The following is a 16526-nucleotide window of genomic DNA, read 5'->3' on the forward strand; positions in this document are numbered from 1 at the left end:
GCCGACTTCTCTCTGCACGCAGATGGCCATCCTGAAAACAGGAAGCCGCTATCCAGGTTACAATCTCGGCGATTTCGTCCCACGATTTCGCCGATTTTGTCATACAACTTCGCCGATTTTACTTTTCCGCCAACGACCCAAAGGAAAAAAGGACAGTGCCCCGCCTCATTCAGGAAACCATTCTCGTGATTTCAGAAAAATATATTTATCTTTGCAGAAAAGAACCTAAAGACTCCAACGGATGAAACATCTAATCGCATCGTTACTGCTCGGACTGCTGCCGCTCGCCGTGCCCGCCCAAGAGAACATCAAGCCCCTTGTGAAGACGCAGTGGGGACAAGGCGCTCCGTTCAACCTGCTCTGCCCGGTAAAGACAGACTCTACGACCTTGAAGAAAGTGCATGCCAAGGCAGGATGCGTCGCCGTGGCCGTGGCCCAGGTGGTGCGCAACAGGGAGTATCCGTCGGTAAGTCCCGACGGAAAGACCCCCTACGAATGGCAGAAAATGTTCAACATCTACTATCAGGGCATCGAGAAAGAAAGTCTCGTGGCCGTGGCGAAGCTCATCAGCGACTGCGGCGTACAGAGCCGCGCACAGTACGGGCCCGACGCATCGGGCGCCTACACGAAGACAGCCGTGGACAACATGAAGCGCCTGATGCGCTTCAGCAAGTATATGATGCCGCTCCGCCGCGACGAATATGCGGGCGAGGAGGGGCTCAAACGATGGAAAGACATCATCTACGGAGAGCTTGCCGCAGGAAGACCCGTCATCTTCTCGGGCACGCAGAAGCAGAAAAACGGCAAGAGAGACCGTTCCCACGCCTTCATCGTCGACGGCTACAAGAACGGCAAGTTTCATGTCAACTTCGGATGGGACGGCCTTGAAGACGGGTACTACGACATCGAGGACCTGAACGGATACAGTGAGCGACAGGTGGCCGTGGTAAACATCGCCGACTCCACCTACATCCCTGAGACGCGGCAAGTGAAGCTCTCTGCCGCCGGAACGCTGAAAGACCATTTCGCGCCCGAGGACCTCAAGCAGGTGTATTCGCTGAAAATCACCGGAAAGATGAATGCCGACGACTATGCCTTCCTGCGCTCGCTGAGCACCTACTCGACGAAGACCGGGAAGGGAGGAGTGCTCGCGGCCATCGACCTGAGCGACCTCGAGACGACGGAACTGCCCGACACGGCCTTCAAGAACTGCAACAAACTGGTGTATGTGAAACTGCCCCGAGGCATCAAGACCATCCCCGCAGCCACCTTCTACAACTGCCATCTGTTGAACTTCGCGGACATTCCGGAGGGGACGGAGACCATTGGCAAGGGTGCTTTTGCCGGCTGCCGCTCGCTCATCAAGGCTGATCTGCCCGAGAGCGTAACTACCATCGGCCGCAAGGCCTATCGCTATTGCAGCTCGCTCATCGCGGTGAACCTGCCCCGGAATATCGCCTTTGTGGGCGACGAGGCCTTCAGCGACTGCGAGCAACTGCGATGGATCAACCTGCCGGAAAAGGCACAGACAGGCAAGGGGCTCACCCTCCGCTCCAAAGATTTCAAGGAGCTCACAAGATACTGAAACGCCCTGTCGCGTCTCGCGGAGAACTTATATACAGCGCCTTGGCGAGCCCCGGCCTCACCTCCAGCCCGGGGGTTGATGCCGGTAAGCGGATTGGCAAGATGGGAAAAGGGAACAAGGAGAGAACTGTGGCCGGCAGGAAGATGCCCAGAACAGGAACAGAAGGAATGTTATCGATCGCCGCCCGTCAGGATTTCATGGAGCGGCCGCATCACGAACTCTCTCTCCCGCATCAGCGGATGAGGTATCCGCAGACCGGGCTTGTCTACCGTGAGGTCGTCGTAGAGCAGGATATCGATGTCGATGGGGCGGTCGTGATACTGGCCATCGCTTGTCTTCAGGCTTCTTCCGAGGTGGCGCTCTATCTCCTGCGTGGCCTCCAGAACCTGCTGCGGACTATCGGGCGTGGTGCAGCAGGCACAGGCATTGAGGAACTTGTGCGGCGACGAGAAGCCCCAGGGGTCGGTCTCGTAGAAGGAGGAGACGCGCTCCAGGGGTCCTACCCTTGTATCGAGCAACCGGAGCGCGTCGTCCATGGTCTTGCGCCTGTCGCCCAGATTGGAGCCCAAACTGAAGTAGACGGTGTGCGATTTAGTCATTCACGATCAGCATAGCATCGCCATAACAGCCGAACATATAGCCGTTTTTCACCGCAAGGTCATAGCCTTCCATCACCAGATCATAGCCTCCGAAGGCCGCGGCCTCCATCAGGAGCGTGGAATAAGGCTGATAGAAGTTAACGATCATGCAGTCGGCCATGCCGAAATCATAGGGCGGAAAGATGAACTTATTGGTCCAGCCGTCATACTCCTTGAGCAGTCCGTCGGTGCCGACGGCGGTCTCCGTGGCCTTTACGACACTCGTTCCCACGGCCACGACATGATGTCCCGTGGTCTTGGCCTGGTTCACGATGTCGCAGGCTTCCCGTGTGATCACCATCTGTTCGGAGTCCATCTTGTGCTTCGTGAGGTCTTCCACCTCGATTTCATGGAAGTTTCCGAGTCCGCAATGGAGGGTAACAAAGGCGGATTCGATGCCCTTGATCTCCATACGCTTCATCAACTCACGGGAGAAATGAAGCCCCGTGGCCGGAGCGGTAACGGCTCCCTCGTTCTTGGCGAAGATGCACTGGAAGTCGTCCATATCCTCCTTGGTAGCGTGGGGAACCTCACGGTTGTCGATGATATATCGCGGCAGCGGAGCCTCGCCGAGGGCAAAAAGCTCACGCTTGAACTCGTCGTGCGGACAGTCGTACAGGAAACGGAGGGTGCGCCCGCGACTGGTAGTATTGTCGATGACCTCGGCCACCATCGTACTGGTATCGTCGAAGAAGAGCTTGTTGCCGATGCGAATCTTGCGGGCGGGCTCTACGAGGACATCCCAGAGGCGCATCTCCTCGTTCAGCTCACGGAGCAGGAACACCTCGATCTTGGCATCCGTCTTCTCCTTTGTGCCGTACAGGCGTGCCGGGAAGACCTTGGTATCGTTGAAGAGGAAGGCGTCTCCCTCGTCGAAATAGTCCAGCACATTGCGGAAATCGAGGTAGTCGCCCTCAACGGGATTGCCCTCCGCGTCTTTCTTGAACATTTCTATGGTCTGCGACTGACGGTGAAGCACCATCAGCCTGCACTCGTCCCGACGGGTAATGCGGAAAGAACCCTTCGTCCCGTCATCGTTCTTGAACTCATGAACGACGCTATGCGGATATAACGCCACCTGCTCCTTGGGCAGATTAAACTTAAATTGTGATAGTTTCATAAGCTATATAGTCCTTTCTGTTTCTTGATTGTCCAGCCATTCCTGGAAGTTGTCGAAGTCGACGCAGTTGTCTACGGTATAGTCGCCGACCCGCGTGCGGCGAAGCGAAGTGAGGTAAGCACCGCTGCCGAGAGCCCTTCCGATGTCGCGGGCCAACGCCCGTATATAGGTGCCCTTGCCACAGACCACGCGGAGGCTCATCTGCATCGTCTCCGCGTCAAAGTCCCGCAGCTCTATCTCGTCGATGCGAACCGTCTTCGGTTTCAGCTCTACGCTTTCTCCGGCCCTCCGTATGTCATAGGCCCGCTTGCCCCCCACCTTGACGGCGCTGAAGGTCGGCGGAACCTGCCGGACAACGCCTATAAACTGCGGGAGCACCTCCTCGACACGCTCACGGGTGATGTGCCCGGTGGGATATGTGGCGTTCACCTCGTGCTCCTTGTCGTAGCTCGCCGTGGTGGCCCCCAACTGCAGGGTGGCCAGATACTCCTTGGTGTGGTTCTGGAGCTCCTCTATCCGCTTGGTGCACTTGCCCGTGCAGAGAATCAGAACACCCGTTGCCAACGGATCGAGAGTGCCCGCGTGGCCTATTTTCACCTTATGCCCTAAGGTGTGAGAGAGGATATACCTCACATGAGCCAAAGCTCCGAAGCTCGTCATCTTATAGGGCTTGTCTATCGCAAATATCTCTCCTGCCTGAAAATTCATTTAAAGACTGCAGATTATGGTAATCGCACCGACAACGGCACAGTAGACAGCGAAATAGATGAGCTTGCCTCTCTTTACGATATTAATCATCCACTTGCAGGCAAAACATCCTGAGACGAAAGCCGCAAGAAACCCGACGATCAACGCAGGGAAAGAGATTCCGCCCGCAACTGCCGCCAGCCCCTCTTGCGAGGCTTTCAGGACATCAAGCAGGGCCTCGCCTAAAATAGGGGGAATGACCATCAGGAACGAGAACTGCGCCAGCTTCTCCTTCTTGTCGCCGAGGAGAATGCCGGTGGCGATGGTACTTCCCGAACGAGACAGACCCGGCATCACGGCCACCGCCTGGGCAAGGCCGATGATGAAGGCGTCTCTCTTCGTTATCTTCTCCCGCTGCCTCGGGCGGGCAAAATAGGAAAAAGCCAGCAAGGTCGCAGTCAGCAGCAACATGCATCCCACTATGAGGAGACCCGAGGAAAAGACCTCTTCCACATAGTCTTTCAGGAACAATCCTACGATGCCTATAGGTATCATAGAGATGAGAATGTTAACGACATACTGCGTTTCCTCGTTCCACCGGAACTTGAAAAGTCCCTTGAACATCCATGAGATTTCCTTCCAGAGGACAACCAGAGTGCTAAGCACGGTGGCGATATGTACCGCTACCGTAAAAGTCAGGTTGTCATCCCCGTTCACGCCGAATAATGCGGAGACAATCGTCAGGTGTCCGCTGCTACTCACGGGAAGGTATTCCGTCAGCCCCTGGACCAATCCCAGGATCAATGCTTGTAACCAGTCCATTTATTCCTCCGTATTGTCCTTTGGCTTGCGAACGATTGCGTAAATCATAGAGACGAACCCTATGAAGCACACGACGGGAGCAACCTTGATATGCAGGGCACTGAAAATCTCGGGGTTATACTGTGTTTCGGTAGACTCACCGCCAGCCATCAGGACAAAGCCGATAAGCACTATCACCATGCCCACCGCCAGCAAGATGAAGTTGACCTTGTCGAATGCCAGATTCTTCTTATCCATCGCTTTATAGTTTTCTTTATGTTTGATTATCAGATTTTATATAACTCACCGGCCTTCATCCTCAGAAACTTGTTCACGGAGATGCGGGCACACAGAGCCGTAATGACAATTCCGAACAGGAATACCGATGTCGCCGTGATGGCCATGACCTCCCAAGTAACCACCGCGAGGGTGTCCGGCTCGTTCAGATACAGCGCATAGACAAGTCCGCCAAGCACCAGGCAGGCCAGGACGGCCGCAAGGATGCCCGTCCACACGGCACGCTTCAGGAACGGCCTGCGAATGAATCCCCACGAGGCACCCACCAACTTCATCGTGTGAATGGAGAAACGGCGGGCGTAAATGCCCAGCCTGACAGTATTGCTGATCAGCGTGAACGACACGAAAGTGAGCAAAACGGCCAGCACCAAGAGGCCGATGCTGATCTTGCCAAGCGTCTCGTTCACGCTGTCTATCAAGTCTTTCTGATAAGTGATGTCGCTCACCTTCGGGTACTTTTTCAACTCCTTCACGATCCATTTCAGGGAATCGTTGTTGGCATAGTCGGCATTCAGCGTGAGCTCAATGGACCCGAGGAACGGGTTCTCGCCGCCCGTGAACTCGGAGGGATCCACTCCCATCTCACGCGTCTGCTCCCTGAGCGCGGCCTCCTTGCTGATGAACTTCTGCGCGTGGATATAGGGACGAGCCTCTAAATTCCTGCATAGCTTCTGGGCCTCGGGGTTGGTCATGTCCTGTTCGAGCATCATCGTGATCACAAGGTTTTCCCTCACATAGGAAGAAAGGTTCCGCGCCGTGAGCACGGAGAAGACCACCATTCCCAATAAAATCAGCACCATAGCCGTGCTTATGCAAAGAGTTACAGCCTGCAACCCCTGTCGGTTGCCGGCCTTTGTTCGTTTCTTTCCCATTCCTTAATAAGGTATAATACGCCAAATTCTCTGCAAAGATAATGCAAATTGCACGGAAATCGCCATCTTTAACTCCTATTAACGCATTTGGAAGAAGATTTTTAGTTAACTTTGCAGGAACCACACGGAGACCGGTCTCCCGAAAACAGCATGCCAAGAAGATGAGTACAAGAATCTATCCTGCCCCCATATACGGCCCCGTACATAGCCGCCGCCTGGGGCTCTCATTGGGAATCAACCTGCTTCCGCCCGACGGAAAGAGCTGTACATTCGACTGCATCTACTGCGAATGCGGCTTCAACAAGGACTTCCCGCCCCGGCAGCCTCGCCCCACAAGGGCTGAAGTGGCTGCCGCGCTTGAAGCCCAGCTCCGGAAGATGCGGGAGGAGGGGGCGGTGCCGGATGTGCTCACCTTTGCCGGAAACGGCGAGCCCACCTCGCATCCGGACTTCGCGGGAATCATAGACGACACCGTCGGCCTGCGCAATGAATACTGTCCGGAGGCGAAAATCTCGGTGCTCAGCAATTCCACCTTCATCCACCGGCCGGCCGTTCATGACGCCCTGATGAAGGTAGACAATAATATCCTGAAGCTCGACACGGTGTCCCCTGAATACATCCGCCTCGTAGACCGTCCCGTGAGCCCGCACTATGAGGTCGGTAAAATCATTGCCGGCATGAAGGCCTTCGGCGGACATGTCATCGTGCAGACCCTGTTCATGAAAGGGAAGACGGGCAACGGGGATGTCGACAACACCGGCGACGAGTTCGTCCGACCGTGGCTCGAGGCCCTGAAGGAGATTGCCCCGCAAGAGGTGATGATCTATACCATCGACCGAGAGACCCCCGACCACGGACTGGAGAAGGCCACTCCCGAGGAGCTCGACCGCATCAAGGCTAGCGTAGAGCAAGCCGGAATCGCGTGCCAGGCGAGCTATTGACGCCGGACGGTCATCACGGAGCAGCCCATACCCCACTCCATTCTCGAAGACCCGGCAGGCAAGGATATTCCTTTCTGCTGTCAGCGGCATGACAAAATCGGCGATTTCGTGCGACGATTTCGGCGATTTCGTCGGACAATCTCGGCGAAATCGTAACACAGAAAACCGCAAAAACGAAAACGGAAGGGGTTCTCCGACTTTGCCGTCCGCCATTTTCCGCAAATACCGACCCCGTTTCCGGCAGACACTCATACGGCCTCCCGAAACCATTGATGGGCCGGCCCTCCGGCCAGCCCATCTCTGCATACAACGCAAAATGTATAGGTATGAACTACATTTTGCCGATGATACCTTTCTTCGTAGTGTTGATGAACGCTATGATCTTCTGGATTTCAGGACCGTCAGGCACCTGATCCCTGATCTGGAGGACGGCGTCGAACACGCTGTTCTGCCCGTGGAACACCAGTCGATAGGCGTTGGCCACATGTTTCTGCACCTTTTCCTCCACCTTGGCCGTGGTCATCATGGTGTTGTTAGGGCCGCCGTAGCCTACGGGTTTCCCACCTGCCACGATGTAAGGAGGCACATCCTTGGAGAAGGTGGTGCCCGCCTGAATCATCGCGAGGTCGCCGACACGCGTGCCCGCATTCTCTATTACCGAAGACGAGAATATCACGCCGGTGCCGATCTCGCAGTCGCCGGCTATCTTAGTGCCGTATCCGAACACATTCTTATCTCCCACCTTGGTGTCGTGGCTGATATGAACGCCCTCCATGAGGAAGTTGTCGTTGCCGATAACCGTGCGCCCTCCCTCGTGCGTGGCGCGGTTTACCACCACATTCTCACGGATGATATTATTGTCTCCGATGAAGAGTTCGGTGCGCTCGCCGGTAAAGTCGAAGTCCTGGGGCAGCGCTCCGAGCACGGTTCCCTGGTGCACCTTGTTGTCATTGCCCATCCTCGTGCCGTTGAGAATACTCACGAACGGCATGATGATACAATTGTCGCCGATCTCCACCTCGTCCTCAATATACACGAAAGGGAATATCCTGCAGCCGTCTCCTATCTTCGCCTTGGGAGAGACAACGGCCTTTTCACTGATTTGATTTGCCATGTTCCTTGAATTTCTATGTTGGATGAAGAATTATTTAGCACCGCCTCCGAGAGCCTGATAGAGGTTCACGACGGCCTGCATCTTATAGAAGTCGTCGGCCACCTGCGACAATTGAGCGTTGAGCAGGTTGCTCTCTGCGGTGATAATCTCCAGGTAATTGCTGTTAGACTTGTGCATGAGGGCATTCGTATCATCAACCACCATCTTCAAAGCTGCTATCTGCTTAGCCTCGGCGGCTGATTTCTCGGCCGAGGAATTATAGAGCACCAGGGCGTTGCTGACCTCCGATCCTGCGGAGAGAATGCTGTGCTGCCAGGTGTTATAGGCCTGCTGATACTGATCCTTGGCCACACGCAAGGCCGCCGTAAGCTGCCCGTTCATGAATATCGGCTGGGTGAGCGAGCCGACCGCGGAGAGCAGCCACTTGCCCGGATTCACCATGCCCGAGCCGTTGCTGAAGCCTCCCGTACCCGCAATGGTGATGTTCGGATAGAAAGCACTGCGGGCTCTTTCCACATCATAGAAGCATGCGGCAAGCGCCATCTCGTTCGCATGCACATCCGCACGATTGCGAAGCAACTGGATGCCGACGCCTGCAGAGAAGTTCTCCGGCAGGCTCTGATCGGCCAGCTTGCCGCGGGCGACGGTCTGGGCGGGCTCTCCGAGAAGCAGACTCAGGGAGTTTTCCGCCTCACGAACCTGGCGTTTCAGGTCGGCCTTTCTCGCCTGTACCGAATAATAATTCGCCTCAGCGGAGCTCTCAGCGGGACGACGATAGCCCAGACGGCCGTCCTTCATCTTCTTCATTGTTTCCCAAGTGTCCTTCGTGAGGTTCTCCATGTCGCCGATGAGCTCCATCTGGCGGTCGAGCATCAGCAGCGAATAATAGAGATTGGCAACGCCTGAGATCAGCGAGGTCTTCACGCTCACCTGATAATCCTGCATCTGGATGAGCTTCATCTGGGCAGAACGCTTGGCCGCGGTGAGCCCTCCGAAGAGGGATACATTCCAGCTCGCGTTTACCGGGAGGGTGTAAGACTTGGTCGTGGCCTCGTTGAAACGCGTGATGGTTCCCTGCGGGGTGAAGACAAACTGGGGGATGAAGGCCAGCTTGGCAGCCTTCAGCTGTGCCTCGGCCATATCCACATTCAGGGCCGCATTCAGGAGATTCGGATTATTGTCCAGGGCTTTCTGGATGAGGGTCTGCAGCTGGGGGTCGGTAAACAGGCTTCTCCAAGGGATATTGGCAAAGCTCGCGGTATCCGTTGCGACGAGTGTATCGTTGAGCGAGACGCTGTCGCGAAACAGGCCGCTTGTGTTCACCGCCGGACGCTCATACTTCCCGTAGAGGCTCTTGCAGCCTGTCAGAGACAGCACGGCAAGCGCACCTACTAATAGTTTTCCTATTTTCATATTATTCTTCATCATACTGGTTCTTATATGTTACAGCCTTCTTGGTATGTGCATACTGCTGCAGTTCGGCGGCAGCCTCGGGGTTCTCCTCGTCCTCAAATGTGAGCGGAGTGAACTTCTCCTGCAGCCACTGGAAGATCACGAAGAGTGCCGGAACCACGAAGATCTGTATCAGCGTGCCGATAAACATACCGCCCACGGCGGCCGCGCCCAGCGTCTGGTTGCCGTTCTTTCCCACTCCTGAGGCGAACATCAAGGGCAGAAGACCGATAACCATGGCAAGCGATGTCATCAGGATAGGACGCAGACGGGCTGCCGCGCCGAGGATGGCGGAATAGCGGATGGCCATACCCGTCTGGCGGCGCTCCAGCGCAAACTGCACTATCAGGATGGCATTCTTGGCCAGCAGACCTATCAGCATAATCAGCGAAATCTGCATGTAGATGTTGTTGGAGTGCCCGAAGATCTGCGTAAAGATAAACGCTCCGGCCAGGCCAAACGGTATCGAGAGAATCACGGCGAGAGGCAGAAGATAGCTCTCATACTGTGCGCTCAGGATCAAATATACGAAGACGAAACACAGCACGAAGATAAGAGCCGTGGAATTGCTCGACTCCGCTTCCGAGCGGGTCAGCCCCGAATATTCATAACCATAGCCGTCTGGCAGATTATCGGCCGCCACCTCTTCGCAGGCCTTCAAGGCATCTCCCGTGGAATAGTTACTATTAGGGGTAATATTCAGGTTGATAGAGGTGAAAAGGTTGAATCGGTTGATGTTAGACGGACCATAGACACGACGGAGCTTCACGAACTCCGATACGGGAGCCATCGACCCGTTGTTCAGGCGAACATAGATGTTACTCAACCCGTCAGGACGCATGCGGCTTGCGACTTCACCTTGAATCATGACGCGGAAGAGCTTGCCATAAGCGTTGAAATTCGACGAATAGAGACCTCCATAGTATCCCTGAAGCGTTCCGAGCACGGAAGCCGGCGTCGTGCCGGCCTGCATGCACCTCGCCACATCTACATCCACCATATACTGCGGGTAATTCGGATTATAGGAGGTCATCGCGTTCTGAATCTCAGGACGCTTGTTGAGCTCTTTCAGATAATTCCTCGCAATCTCAAAAAACTTGTCCAAATCGCCTCCCGTCTTGTCCTGAAGTGTCATAGACACACCATTGTTGACCGAGAAGCCGGGAATCATCGGCGGACCGAAAGCCAGTATCTGGGCATCCTTGATGGACGCGGTCTGCTTGTAAATCATGCCGAGCACCATGTTGGCCTCTTTCGGATTCACGAAAAGGGCGGCAAGGCCTTGTCCGGAAATGGCATCCCATATCCTCCCGAAAATGTTCTTGGAGGCACGCTCCTCAAAACTCTTCAGCTTGATGATGAAGGTAGCTTGGTCGGATCCTTGCCCCGCAATGAAGTTATAACCCACAATCTGTTCACGACGGGCAATAGCCGGATTAGAGGCCAACATTCGGTCTACATGGTCGGCAATCTCCTGCGTACGGGTCATACTCGTGCCCGGCTTAGCGGAAATGGTAACGAACAGCGTGCCCGTATCTTCATCCGGGACGAGTCCGGTGGATGTCGTAGCCATTGAAATAACCAGTGCCACGATGCCCATTGCCACAATGAGGCCGGTGATGAGGCGATGGTTTATCAGATGTTCTACACCTTTCTTATATTTATTCGTCATCTTTTCGAAGACACGATTGAAGCCTGCATGGAACCGGCTGATGAAGGTCGACTTCCGTCCTTCTTCCTGTTCTTCGTCCTTAGGCTTCAAGAAGATGGCACACAGGGCCGGTGAAAGGGTCAGCGCATTGATGGCTGAAATGACGATAGACACAGCCATCGTTACCCCGAACTCGCGATAGAATGTACCGGAAGTGCCGCCGATGAAGGACACCGGGACGAACACCGCCGACATCACAAGCGTTATGGAGATGATGGCGCCCGATATCTCGTTCATCGCATCGATGGCTGCCGTGAGCGCGCTCTCATATCCCTGGTCGAGCTTTGCATGTACGGCCTCGACCACCACGATGGCATCATCGACCACAATCGCGATTGCAAGCAGCAACGCCGACAGCGTCAGCAGGTTGATGGAGAAGCCGAAGATCCACAGGAAGAGGAATGTTCCGATCAAGGCCACCGGTACGGCTATCATCGGGATCAGTGTCGAGCGGAAGTCCTGCAAGAAGATGTATACTACGAAGAATACCAGCACCAAGGTGATAATCAGGGTGCGCACCACCTCTCCGATAGAAGCGAAGAGGAATTCGGTAACATCCTGCTCGATACTATATTTCATACCGGGAGGCATAGACTTCTGAGCCGCCTCCAGAGTCGCCTTCACATCGGTGGCAATCTGCGTGGCATTGGATCCCGCAATCTGCTGTACCATACCCATCGCGGCAGGTTGCCCGTTGTTCTTCAGGTCTACGACATAGGTCAGTGAGCCAAGTTCCACCTTTGCCACATCCTTCAGATAGAGGGTCTCACCCGTCGTCTTGCTGGTCAAGATGATGTTCTCATACTCGGGAACCGTGCTCAGACGACCCTTGTAACGCAAGGTATACTCGTATGCCATATCGCTCTGCTCGCCGAGGGAACCTGGCGCGGCCTCGATATTCTGCGTTGCCAGTGCGGCCGTTACATCGGTGGGAATGAGGCCGTGCTGCTTCATCTTATCCGGCTGAAGCCAGATACGCATGGAATAGTTGGCAGTGGAAGGACTCATGACATCGCCCACACCGTTAATACGCTTGATGGCCGGAACGATGTTGATGTTGTTATAGTTGGTCAGGAACTGGGCGTCGTAGCGGCCGTCATCCGTGGTCAAGGAGTACATGACCACATTGGAAGTCTGGCGCTTCATCACGGTTACGCCCACCTGGTTAACCTCCGAAGGCAGCAGAGCCTGGGCCTGTGATACACGGTTCTGCACATTCACGGCTGCCATATTCGGGTCGGAGCCCTGCTTGAAATAGACCGTAATCATGGCCATGCCAGAGTTTGTGGCGGTGGAAGTCATGTAGGTCATGTTCTCCACGCCGTTGATACTCTCCTCCAACGGGGTTACCACGGAGTTCATCACCGTCCTGGCATCCGCTCCCTGATAGAAAGTCTGCACCGAAATGGTAGGAGGCGCAATGTCCGGATACTGCTCGATAGGCAGTGATATCAGTCCGATTGTGCCCAGCAGGACGAAGAACACGGAGATCACCGTCGACAATACCGGGCGTCTTATGAATCTTGAAAATGTCATATTTCTTATATTATATAATGTCTATGCCTGTTGCCGCACGGGCAACTTGCCAAGCTTTACTTGCCCATGGCCTTGGCGAAATCGCCGGCATTGTCCTGAGCCTGCCCGAGTTTCTCGGCTTCCTCTATCTTTTTCAGATACTGTTCCTCGGTGATCGGCTTGATTTCCATGCCGTCGGAAAGCTTCGTGATACCCTTGGTAACGATGCGGTCGCCCACGCTCAGCCCGCCGGTAACGATGTAGCTCTTGCCGTCGTTCTGCGGACTCACCTTGATTTCAGTATACTTCACCTTGTTGTCCTTGCCGACGAGATAGACAAACACCTTGTCCTGAACCTCTGAGGTGGCCTCCTGAGGAATGACGATGGCACTGCTCCTGACATTCGGCACGATAATCTGACCGGCACCGCCGCTCTTCAACAGCTTCTCCGGATTGGCAAAATGGGCAATGACAGAGTAAGCGCCCGTCGTCGCGTCGATGACCCCGCTTATCTTGACCACCTTTCCCGGATGGCTGTAGACCGTTCCGTCGGCCAGCTGGAGCTTGACCGCAGGCATGGCATTGATAGCCGCGGCCGAACTTCCCGAGTTGCGGGTCATCTGCAGAATCTCGCCTTCACTCATCGAGAAGAACACCTCCATGCTGGAGATATTGGATACGGTAGTCAGCGCGTTGGAAGCGCTCACCAGTGTTCCAACCTTATAGGGAAGGCTGCCCACGACTCCGGCAGCAGGACTCTTGACAGTGCACCAGCTCAAGGTCTCGCAGGCGGAAGCCAAGGCTGCCTGGGTCTGGGACACCGAAGCCTGAGCCGTGGCATAGCTGTTCTTCGCCGTGGAAAGCTCATATTCACCGATTATCTTTTGCTCATAGAGCGACTGATTGTTCTCATAGGTCAGCTTAGCCGTGTTGGCCTGTGCCCGAGCTGTATTCAGGGCAGCCTGCGCCTGGCGCACGGCAGCCTGATAAGTCTCGCTGTCGATGGTGAACATCACCTGCCCCGCGCTGACGGTTTGCCCCTCGTGCACATAGACTTTCGTGATAAATCCCGAAACCTTCGGACGCACCTCCACATCCTGAATACCCCGGATGGTTGCCGGATAAGTGATTTGCGTAGCGGCACTCTGCGAACCGATGGTGCGCACGGCAAACTCATTGTCGCCAAAACCAGGAGCTCCGCTGCCACCACTACACGAGATGATGAAGGCAGCAACAGAAACTACCAACAAAATACTTTTAATTTTCATACCTATATTTATTTATATAACTGACAAAAAAAACAAGTCTCAAAACTCCGGGGAAGCTGAAAACTTTTTAAAAAGGACAAGTTTTTAACGGGTGCAAATATAGCAATTATAATAAAAGGATGCAAACATATAAAGATACATTTAACAATCTTTATGCAAAGTAGGGTGAATTCGAGGAGGACAGCTTGACCAAAATCAAGCCGCTAAAGGCAGGAAAGCAGAAAAGCAGCAACGAACTGACCGACCCGGAAAAACAACCCTCCGTCCACGGTCTTACGGCTGCCGAAACGACACTCCGAGGCCTAAAGGAAAGTTACAGGCAGTGTGTAAGCCGATTACAAGCGGCGTGTAAACCAATTACAAACTGCGTGTAATCGCGTTACAAACAGCGTGTAACATGCTCCTTTGCCATATCAAGGATTCCCGGCAAGCCCCATTTCCCCGGCCTTTTGTATCAAAAGCCGCATCAAAGGGTCGCGTTCGTTGGCCACTTTATTGTCGAGCACCGCGTCTTTGAGACACTGTTTCAGTATCCCAACCTCCCTCGAAGGCCGCAGATGAAACATCTCCATGATCTCATTTCCATCTATACAGGGTTGTAGGAGACGCTTGTAATCTTTCTCCTCAAGCTCCTTCAACTTGGCGCGAACCATCTTGAAGTTGTTCAGGAAACGCTGTTTTCGCACCTCGTTCTTCGAGGTGATGTCAGCCTCGCACAGCAACATAAGATCTTCGATGTCGTCGCCGGCGTCGTTCATGAGCCTGCGCACGGCACTGTCTGTTACCTCCTCGTCGGATATGGCGATAGGGCGCATGTGCAGGTCCACGAGCTTCTGCACATATTTCATCTTGCTGTCCATGGGCAGTTTGAGGCGGCGGAATATCTGTGGAATCATCTTCGCCCCGATGAAATTATGGTTATGGAAGGTCCATCCGGCAATAGGATCCCAGCGTTTAGACCTCGGCTTGCCGATGTCATGAAATATAGCTGCCCAGCGGAGCCAGATATTATCAGAATGAGCAGCCACATTGTCCGCCACCTCCAGCGTGTGGTAAAAATTGTTCTTATGCCCCCGGCCGTTTCTTTTTTCCACCAAATCGAGGGCCGAAAGCTCGGGAAGGATGATCTGAAGAATGCCCGAACGATGCAAGTCGACAAACCCCTTACTGGGCTTGCGACAGGATATAATCTTGTTTAGTTCTCCAGCTATTCGCTCTCCACTGACAATCTTGATTCTTTCAGCATTGCGCAAGAGGGCTTCGAAGGTCTCATCGTCGATAAAGAAGTTTAGCTGCGCGGCGAATCTGATGCAGCGGAGCATGCGCAGGGGGTCGTCTGAGAAAGTGATATCGGGGTCGAGCGGCGTACGGATAATGCCGTCTTCCAGATCATAGACACCATCGAAAGGATCTATAAGTTCACCGAAACGATCGGTATTCAGGCACACTGCAAGGGCATTGATGGTGAAGTCGCGGCGATTCTGGTCGTCCTCCAGCGTTCCATCCTCCACATGCGGCTTGCGGCTGTCATGGCTGTAGCTCTCTTTCCGGGCACCCACGAATTCCACCTCCAAGTCCCTGGACTTCACCTGAGCGGTGCCGAAATTCCGGAAGACGGAGAGGTGAGCTTTCTTCCCGAGCATCTTCTTCAGCTCGTCGGCCACCGCTATCCCACTGCCTACCACCACGACATCGATGTCGCCGGACGGCCTTTCGAGGAACAAATCCCTCACATATCCTCCTACGACATAGCACTCCATATGCAGTTTGTCGGCAGCCTGACTAATCTTGTGGAATATATCCTGATCGAGCAATTGTGCCAGTTCGGCATCTGAAAGATTTCTCATTCTTATCGGGAGTTTGGCTGCAAAGTTACTCATTTTTCCTGAAAATCAGGAAGCGAGGGTTGATATTTTGAGCGAGAAAGATGTTTTCACGAGTTTTTTTCGTAATTTTGCAACCTATATGAGACAACTATTTTTCGCGCTGTTACTGGCAAGTCTGCTCGTAGCTTGCAGGCAATCAGAGGATAAGAGGGCACAGCCCCTCATGCAAGAAATCGAGCGCCTCTACGAGGAGGGCAACTACCAGACTGCCCTCGACTCAATCCGGAAGTTGAGAACCGACTTCCCTGGAGCCGTGGAGAGCCGCCGGAAAGCTCTCGGGCTGTGGCAGGAAGCCTCACTGAAGCTCGCCCAGCAGGACATTGCCCGCACCGACTCCGCCCTGCAGGCGGTAACTGTCCTGTATAATCAGGCCAAGACCCTCCGCGAACGCAATTTCATCGGCATCAAGAAAGACTCGCTGCAAATACGCTACGACGCGCTCTGCGGCACGGTGAGGGTCATCCATCGCCGCCAGCAGGAGACCGCAGAAAAGAAAATCAAGAAATAGTCCGCCCGGCGAGGCGGCAATTCTCACCAAGCCTCAGGACCGCTTCCGAAAGACGGAGAGAGCGTTTTTCATATTTGAAAAGTGGGAAAAAAGGATGAAAAAAAGCCAAATATTCGGTCGCGGAGATTCGT

General features: G+C 54.3%; 14 protein-coding genes. 3 read left to right on the top strand and 11 right to left on the bottom strand.

The genetic code is table 11. The annotated features are described in order from the left end of the window. Positions 1-241 precede the first annotated feature (241 nt). Positions 242-1585, top strand: a complete 1344-nt coding sequence (locus C7120_RS00195; RefSeq protein WP_107619841.1) for a C10 family peptidase — start codon at positions 242-244, stop codon at positions 1583-1585. A gap of 170 nt (positions 1586-1755) precedes the next feature. Here C7120_RS00195 and folK read toward each other — a convergent pair whose 3' ends face one another. From folK to C7120_RS00225, 6 genes are read right to left on the bottom strand one after another with little or no spacing between them, the layout of a single operon-like run. After that, complete coding sequence (gene folK, locus C7120_RS00200; protein WP_107619842.1) at positions 1756-2184, bottom strand: 2-amino-4-hydroxy-6-hydroxymethyldihydropteridine diphosphokinase; 429 nt, start codon at positions 2182-2184, stop codon at positions 1756-1758. Continuing rightward, positions 2177-3343 (bottom strand): tRNA preQ1(34) S-adenosylmethionine ribosyltransferase-isomerase QueA, encoded by a 1167-nt coding sequence (gene queA, locus C7120_RS00205; RefSeq protein WP_107619843.1) that lies wholly within the window; start codon positions 3341-3343, stop codon positions 2177-2179. The genes folK and queA overlap by 8 nt, the downstream gene beginning before the upstream one ends. A 3-nt stretch (positions 3344-3346) precedes the next feature. Further along, positions 3347-4051, bottom strand: coding sequence for a tRNA pseudouridine(55) synthase TruB (truB, locus tag C7120_RS00210; RefSeq protein ID WP_107619844.1), 705 nt, complete (start codon positions 4049-4051; stop codon positions 3347-3349). Then, a complete protein-coding gene (locus C7120_RS00215; protein WP_107619845.1) occupies positions 4052-4852 on the bottom strand; it encodes an undecaprenyl-diphosphate phosphatase in 801 nt (266 codons plus the stop codon). Then, positions 4853-5089: a DUF3098 domain-containing protein gene (locus tag C7120_RS00220; protein WP_107619846.1), complete on the bottom strand. Its 237-nt coding sequence runs from the start codon at positions 5087-5089 to the stop codon at positions 4853-4855. A gap of 29 nt (positions 5090-5118) precedes the next feature. Further along, complete coding sequence (locus C7120_RS00225) at positions 5119-6000, bottom strand: ABC transporter permease (protein ID WP_107619847.1); 882 nt, start codon at positions 5998-6000, stop codon at positions 5119-5121. Between the two features lie 161 nt (positions 6001-6161). Between C7120_RS00225 and C7120_RS00230 the strand changes: the two genes are divergently transcribed. Beyond that, positions 6162-6941 (top strand): radical SAM protein, encoded by a 780-nt coding sequence (locus tag C7120_RS00230; protein WP_107619848.1) that lies wholly within the window; start codon positions 6162-6164, stop codon positions 6939-6941. 331 nt (positions 6942-7272) lie between these two features. On the opposite strand, the gene lpxA is transcribed toward C7120_RS00230, so the two are convergent. From lpxA to C7120_RS00255, 5 genes are all read right to left on the bottom strand, one after another. Continuing rightward, complete coding sequence (gene lpxA / locus C7120_RS00235; RefSeq protein ID WP_107619849.1) at positions 7273-8055, bottom strand: acyl-ACP--UDP-N-acetylglucosamine O-acyltransferase; 783 nt, start codon at positions 8053-8055, stop codon at positions 7273-7275. A gap of 30 nt (positions 8056-8085) precedes the next feature. Next, the gene (locus C7120_RS00240) at positions 8086-9483 is read right to left on the bottom strand and encodes an efflux transporter outer membrane subunit (RefSeq protein WP_199220661.1); all 1398 of its coding nucleotides are present in this window, start codon (positions 9481-9483) and stop codon (positions 8086-8088) included. Further along, the gene (locus C7120_RS00245; RefSeq protein ID WP_107619850.1) at positions 9470-12754 is read right to left on the bottom strand and encodes an efflux RND transporter permease subunit; all 3285 of its coding nucleotides are present in this window, start codon (positions 12752-12754) and stop codon (positions 9470-9472) included. Before C7120_RS00245 ends, C7120_RS00240 begins: the two co-directional genes overlap by 14 nt. 56 nt (positions 12755-12810) lie before the next feature. Beyond that, entirely contained in the window at positions 12811-14001 is a 1191-nt protein-coding gene (locus C7120_RS00250) for an efflux RND transporter periplasmic adaptor subunit (RefSeq protein WP_107619851.1), read from the bottom strand. Between the two features lie 413 nt (positions 14002-14414). Next, a complete protein-coding gene (locus tag C7120_RS00255) occupies positions 14415-15848 on the bottom strand; it encodes a CCA tRNA nucleotidyltransferase (RefSeq protein WP_107619852.1) in 1434 nt (477 codons plus the stop codon). Positions 15849-15966: 118 nt separating this feature from the next. On the opposite strand from C7120_RS00255, the gene C7120_RS00260 reads away from it, so the two are divergent. Then, positions 15967-16395, top strand: a complete 429-nt coding sequence (locus tag C7120_RS00260; RefSeq protein ID WP_107619853.1) for a hypothetical protein — start codon at positions 15967-15969, stop codon at positions 16393-16395. Positions 16396-16526 lie beyond the last annotated feature (131 nt).

This window comes from Prevotella sp. oral taxon 376, assembly GCF_003043945.1.
Classification (GTDB): Bacteria; Bacteroidota; Bacteroidia; order Bacteroidales; family Bacteroidaceae; genus Prevotella.

Excerpts from the sequence above, each read along its gene's own strand:
- C7120_RS00255 (WP_107619852.1), bottom strand. The coding sequence starts at position 15,848 with ATGAGAAATCTTTCAGATGCCGAACTGGCACAATTGCTCGATCAGGAT.
- C7120_RS00250 (WP_107619851.1), bottom strand. The coding sequence starts at position 14,001 with ATGAAAATTAAAAGTATTTTGTTGGTAGTTTCTGTTGCTGCCTTCATC.
- C7120_RS00230 (WP_107619848.1), top strand. The coding sequence starts at position 6,162 with ATGAGTACAAGAATCTATCCTGCCCCCATATACGGCCCCGTACATAGC.
- C7120_RS00215 (WP_107619845.1), bottom strand. The coding sequence starts at position 4,852 with ATGGACTGGTTACAAGCATTGATCCTGGGATTGGTCCAGGGGCTGACG.
- C7120_RS00260 (WP_107619853.1), top strand. The coding sequence starts at position 15,967 with ATGAGACAACTATTTTTCGCGCTGTTACTGGCAAGTCTGCTCGTAGCT.
- lpxA (WP_107619849.1), bottom strand. The coding sequence starts at position 8,055 with ATGGCAAATCAAATCAGTGAAAAGGCCGTTGTCTCTCCCAAGGCGAAG.
- C7120_RS00220 (WP_107619846.1), bottom strand. The coding sequence starts at position 5,089 with ATGGATAAGAAGAATCTGGCATTCGACAAGGTCAACTTCATCTTGCTG.
- C7120_RS00245 (WP_107619850.1), bottom strand. The coding sequence starts at position 12,754 with ATGACATTTTCAAGATTCATAAGACGCCCGGTATTGTCGACGGTGATC.
- queA (WP_107619843.1), bottom strand. The coding sequence starts at position 3,343 with ATGAAACTATCACAATTTAAGTTTAATCTGCCCAAGGAGCAGGTGGCG.
- C7120_RS00240 (WP_199220661.1), bottom strand. The coding sequence starts at position 9,483 with ATGATGAAGAATAATATGAAAATAGGAAAACTATTAGTAGGTGCGCTT.
- truB (WP_107619844.1), bottom strand. The coding sequence starts at position 4,051 with ATGAATTTTCAGGCAGGAGAGATATTTGCGATAGACAAGCCCTATAAG.
- C7120_RS00225 (WP_107619847.1), bottom strand. The coding sequence starts at position 6,000 with ATGGGAAAGAAACGAACAAAGGCCGGCAACCGACAGGGGTTGCAGGCT.
- C7120_RS00195 (WP_107619841.1), top strand. The coding sequence starts at position 242 with ATGAAACATCTAATCGCATCGTTACTGCTCGGACTGCTGCCGCTCGCC.
- folK (WP_107619842.1), bottom strand. The coding sequence starts at position 2,184 with ATGACTAAATCGCACACCGTCTACTTCAGTTTGGGCTCCAATCTGGGC.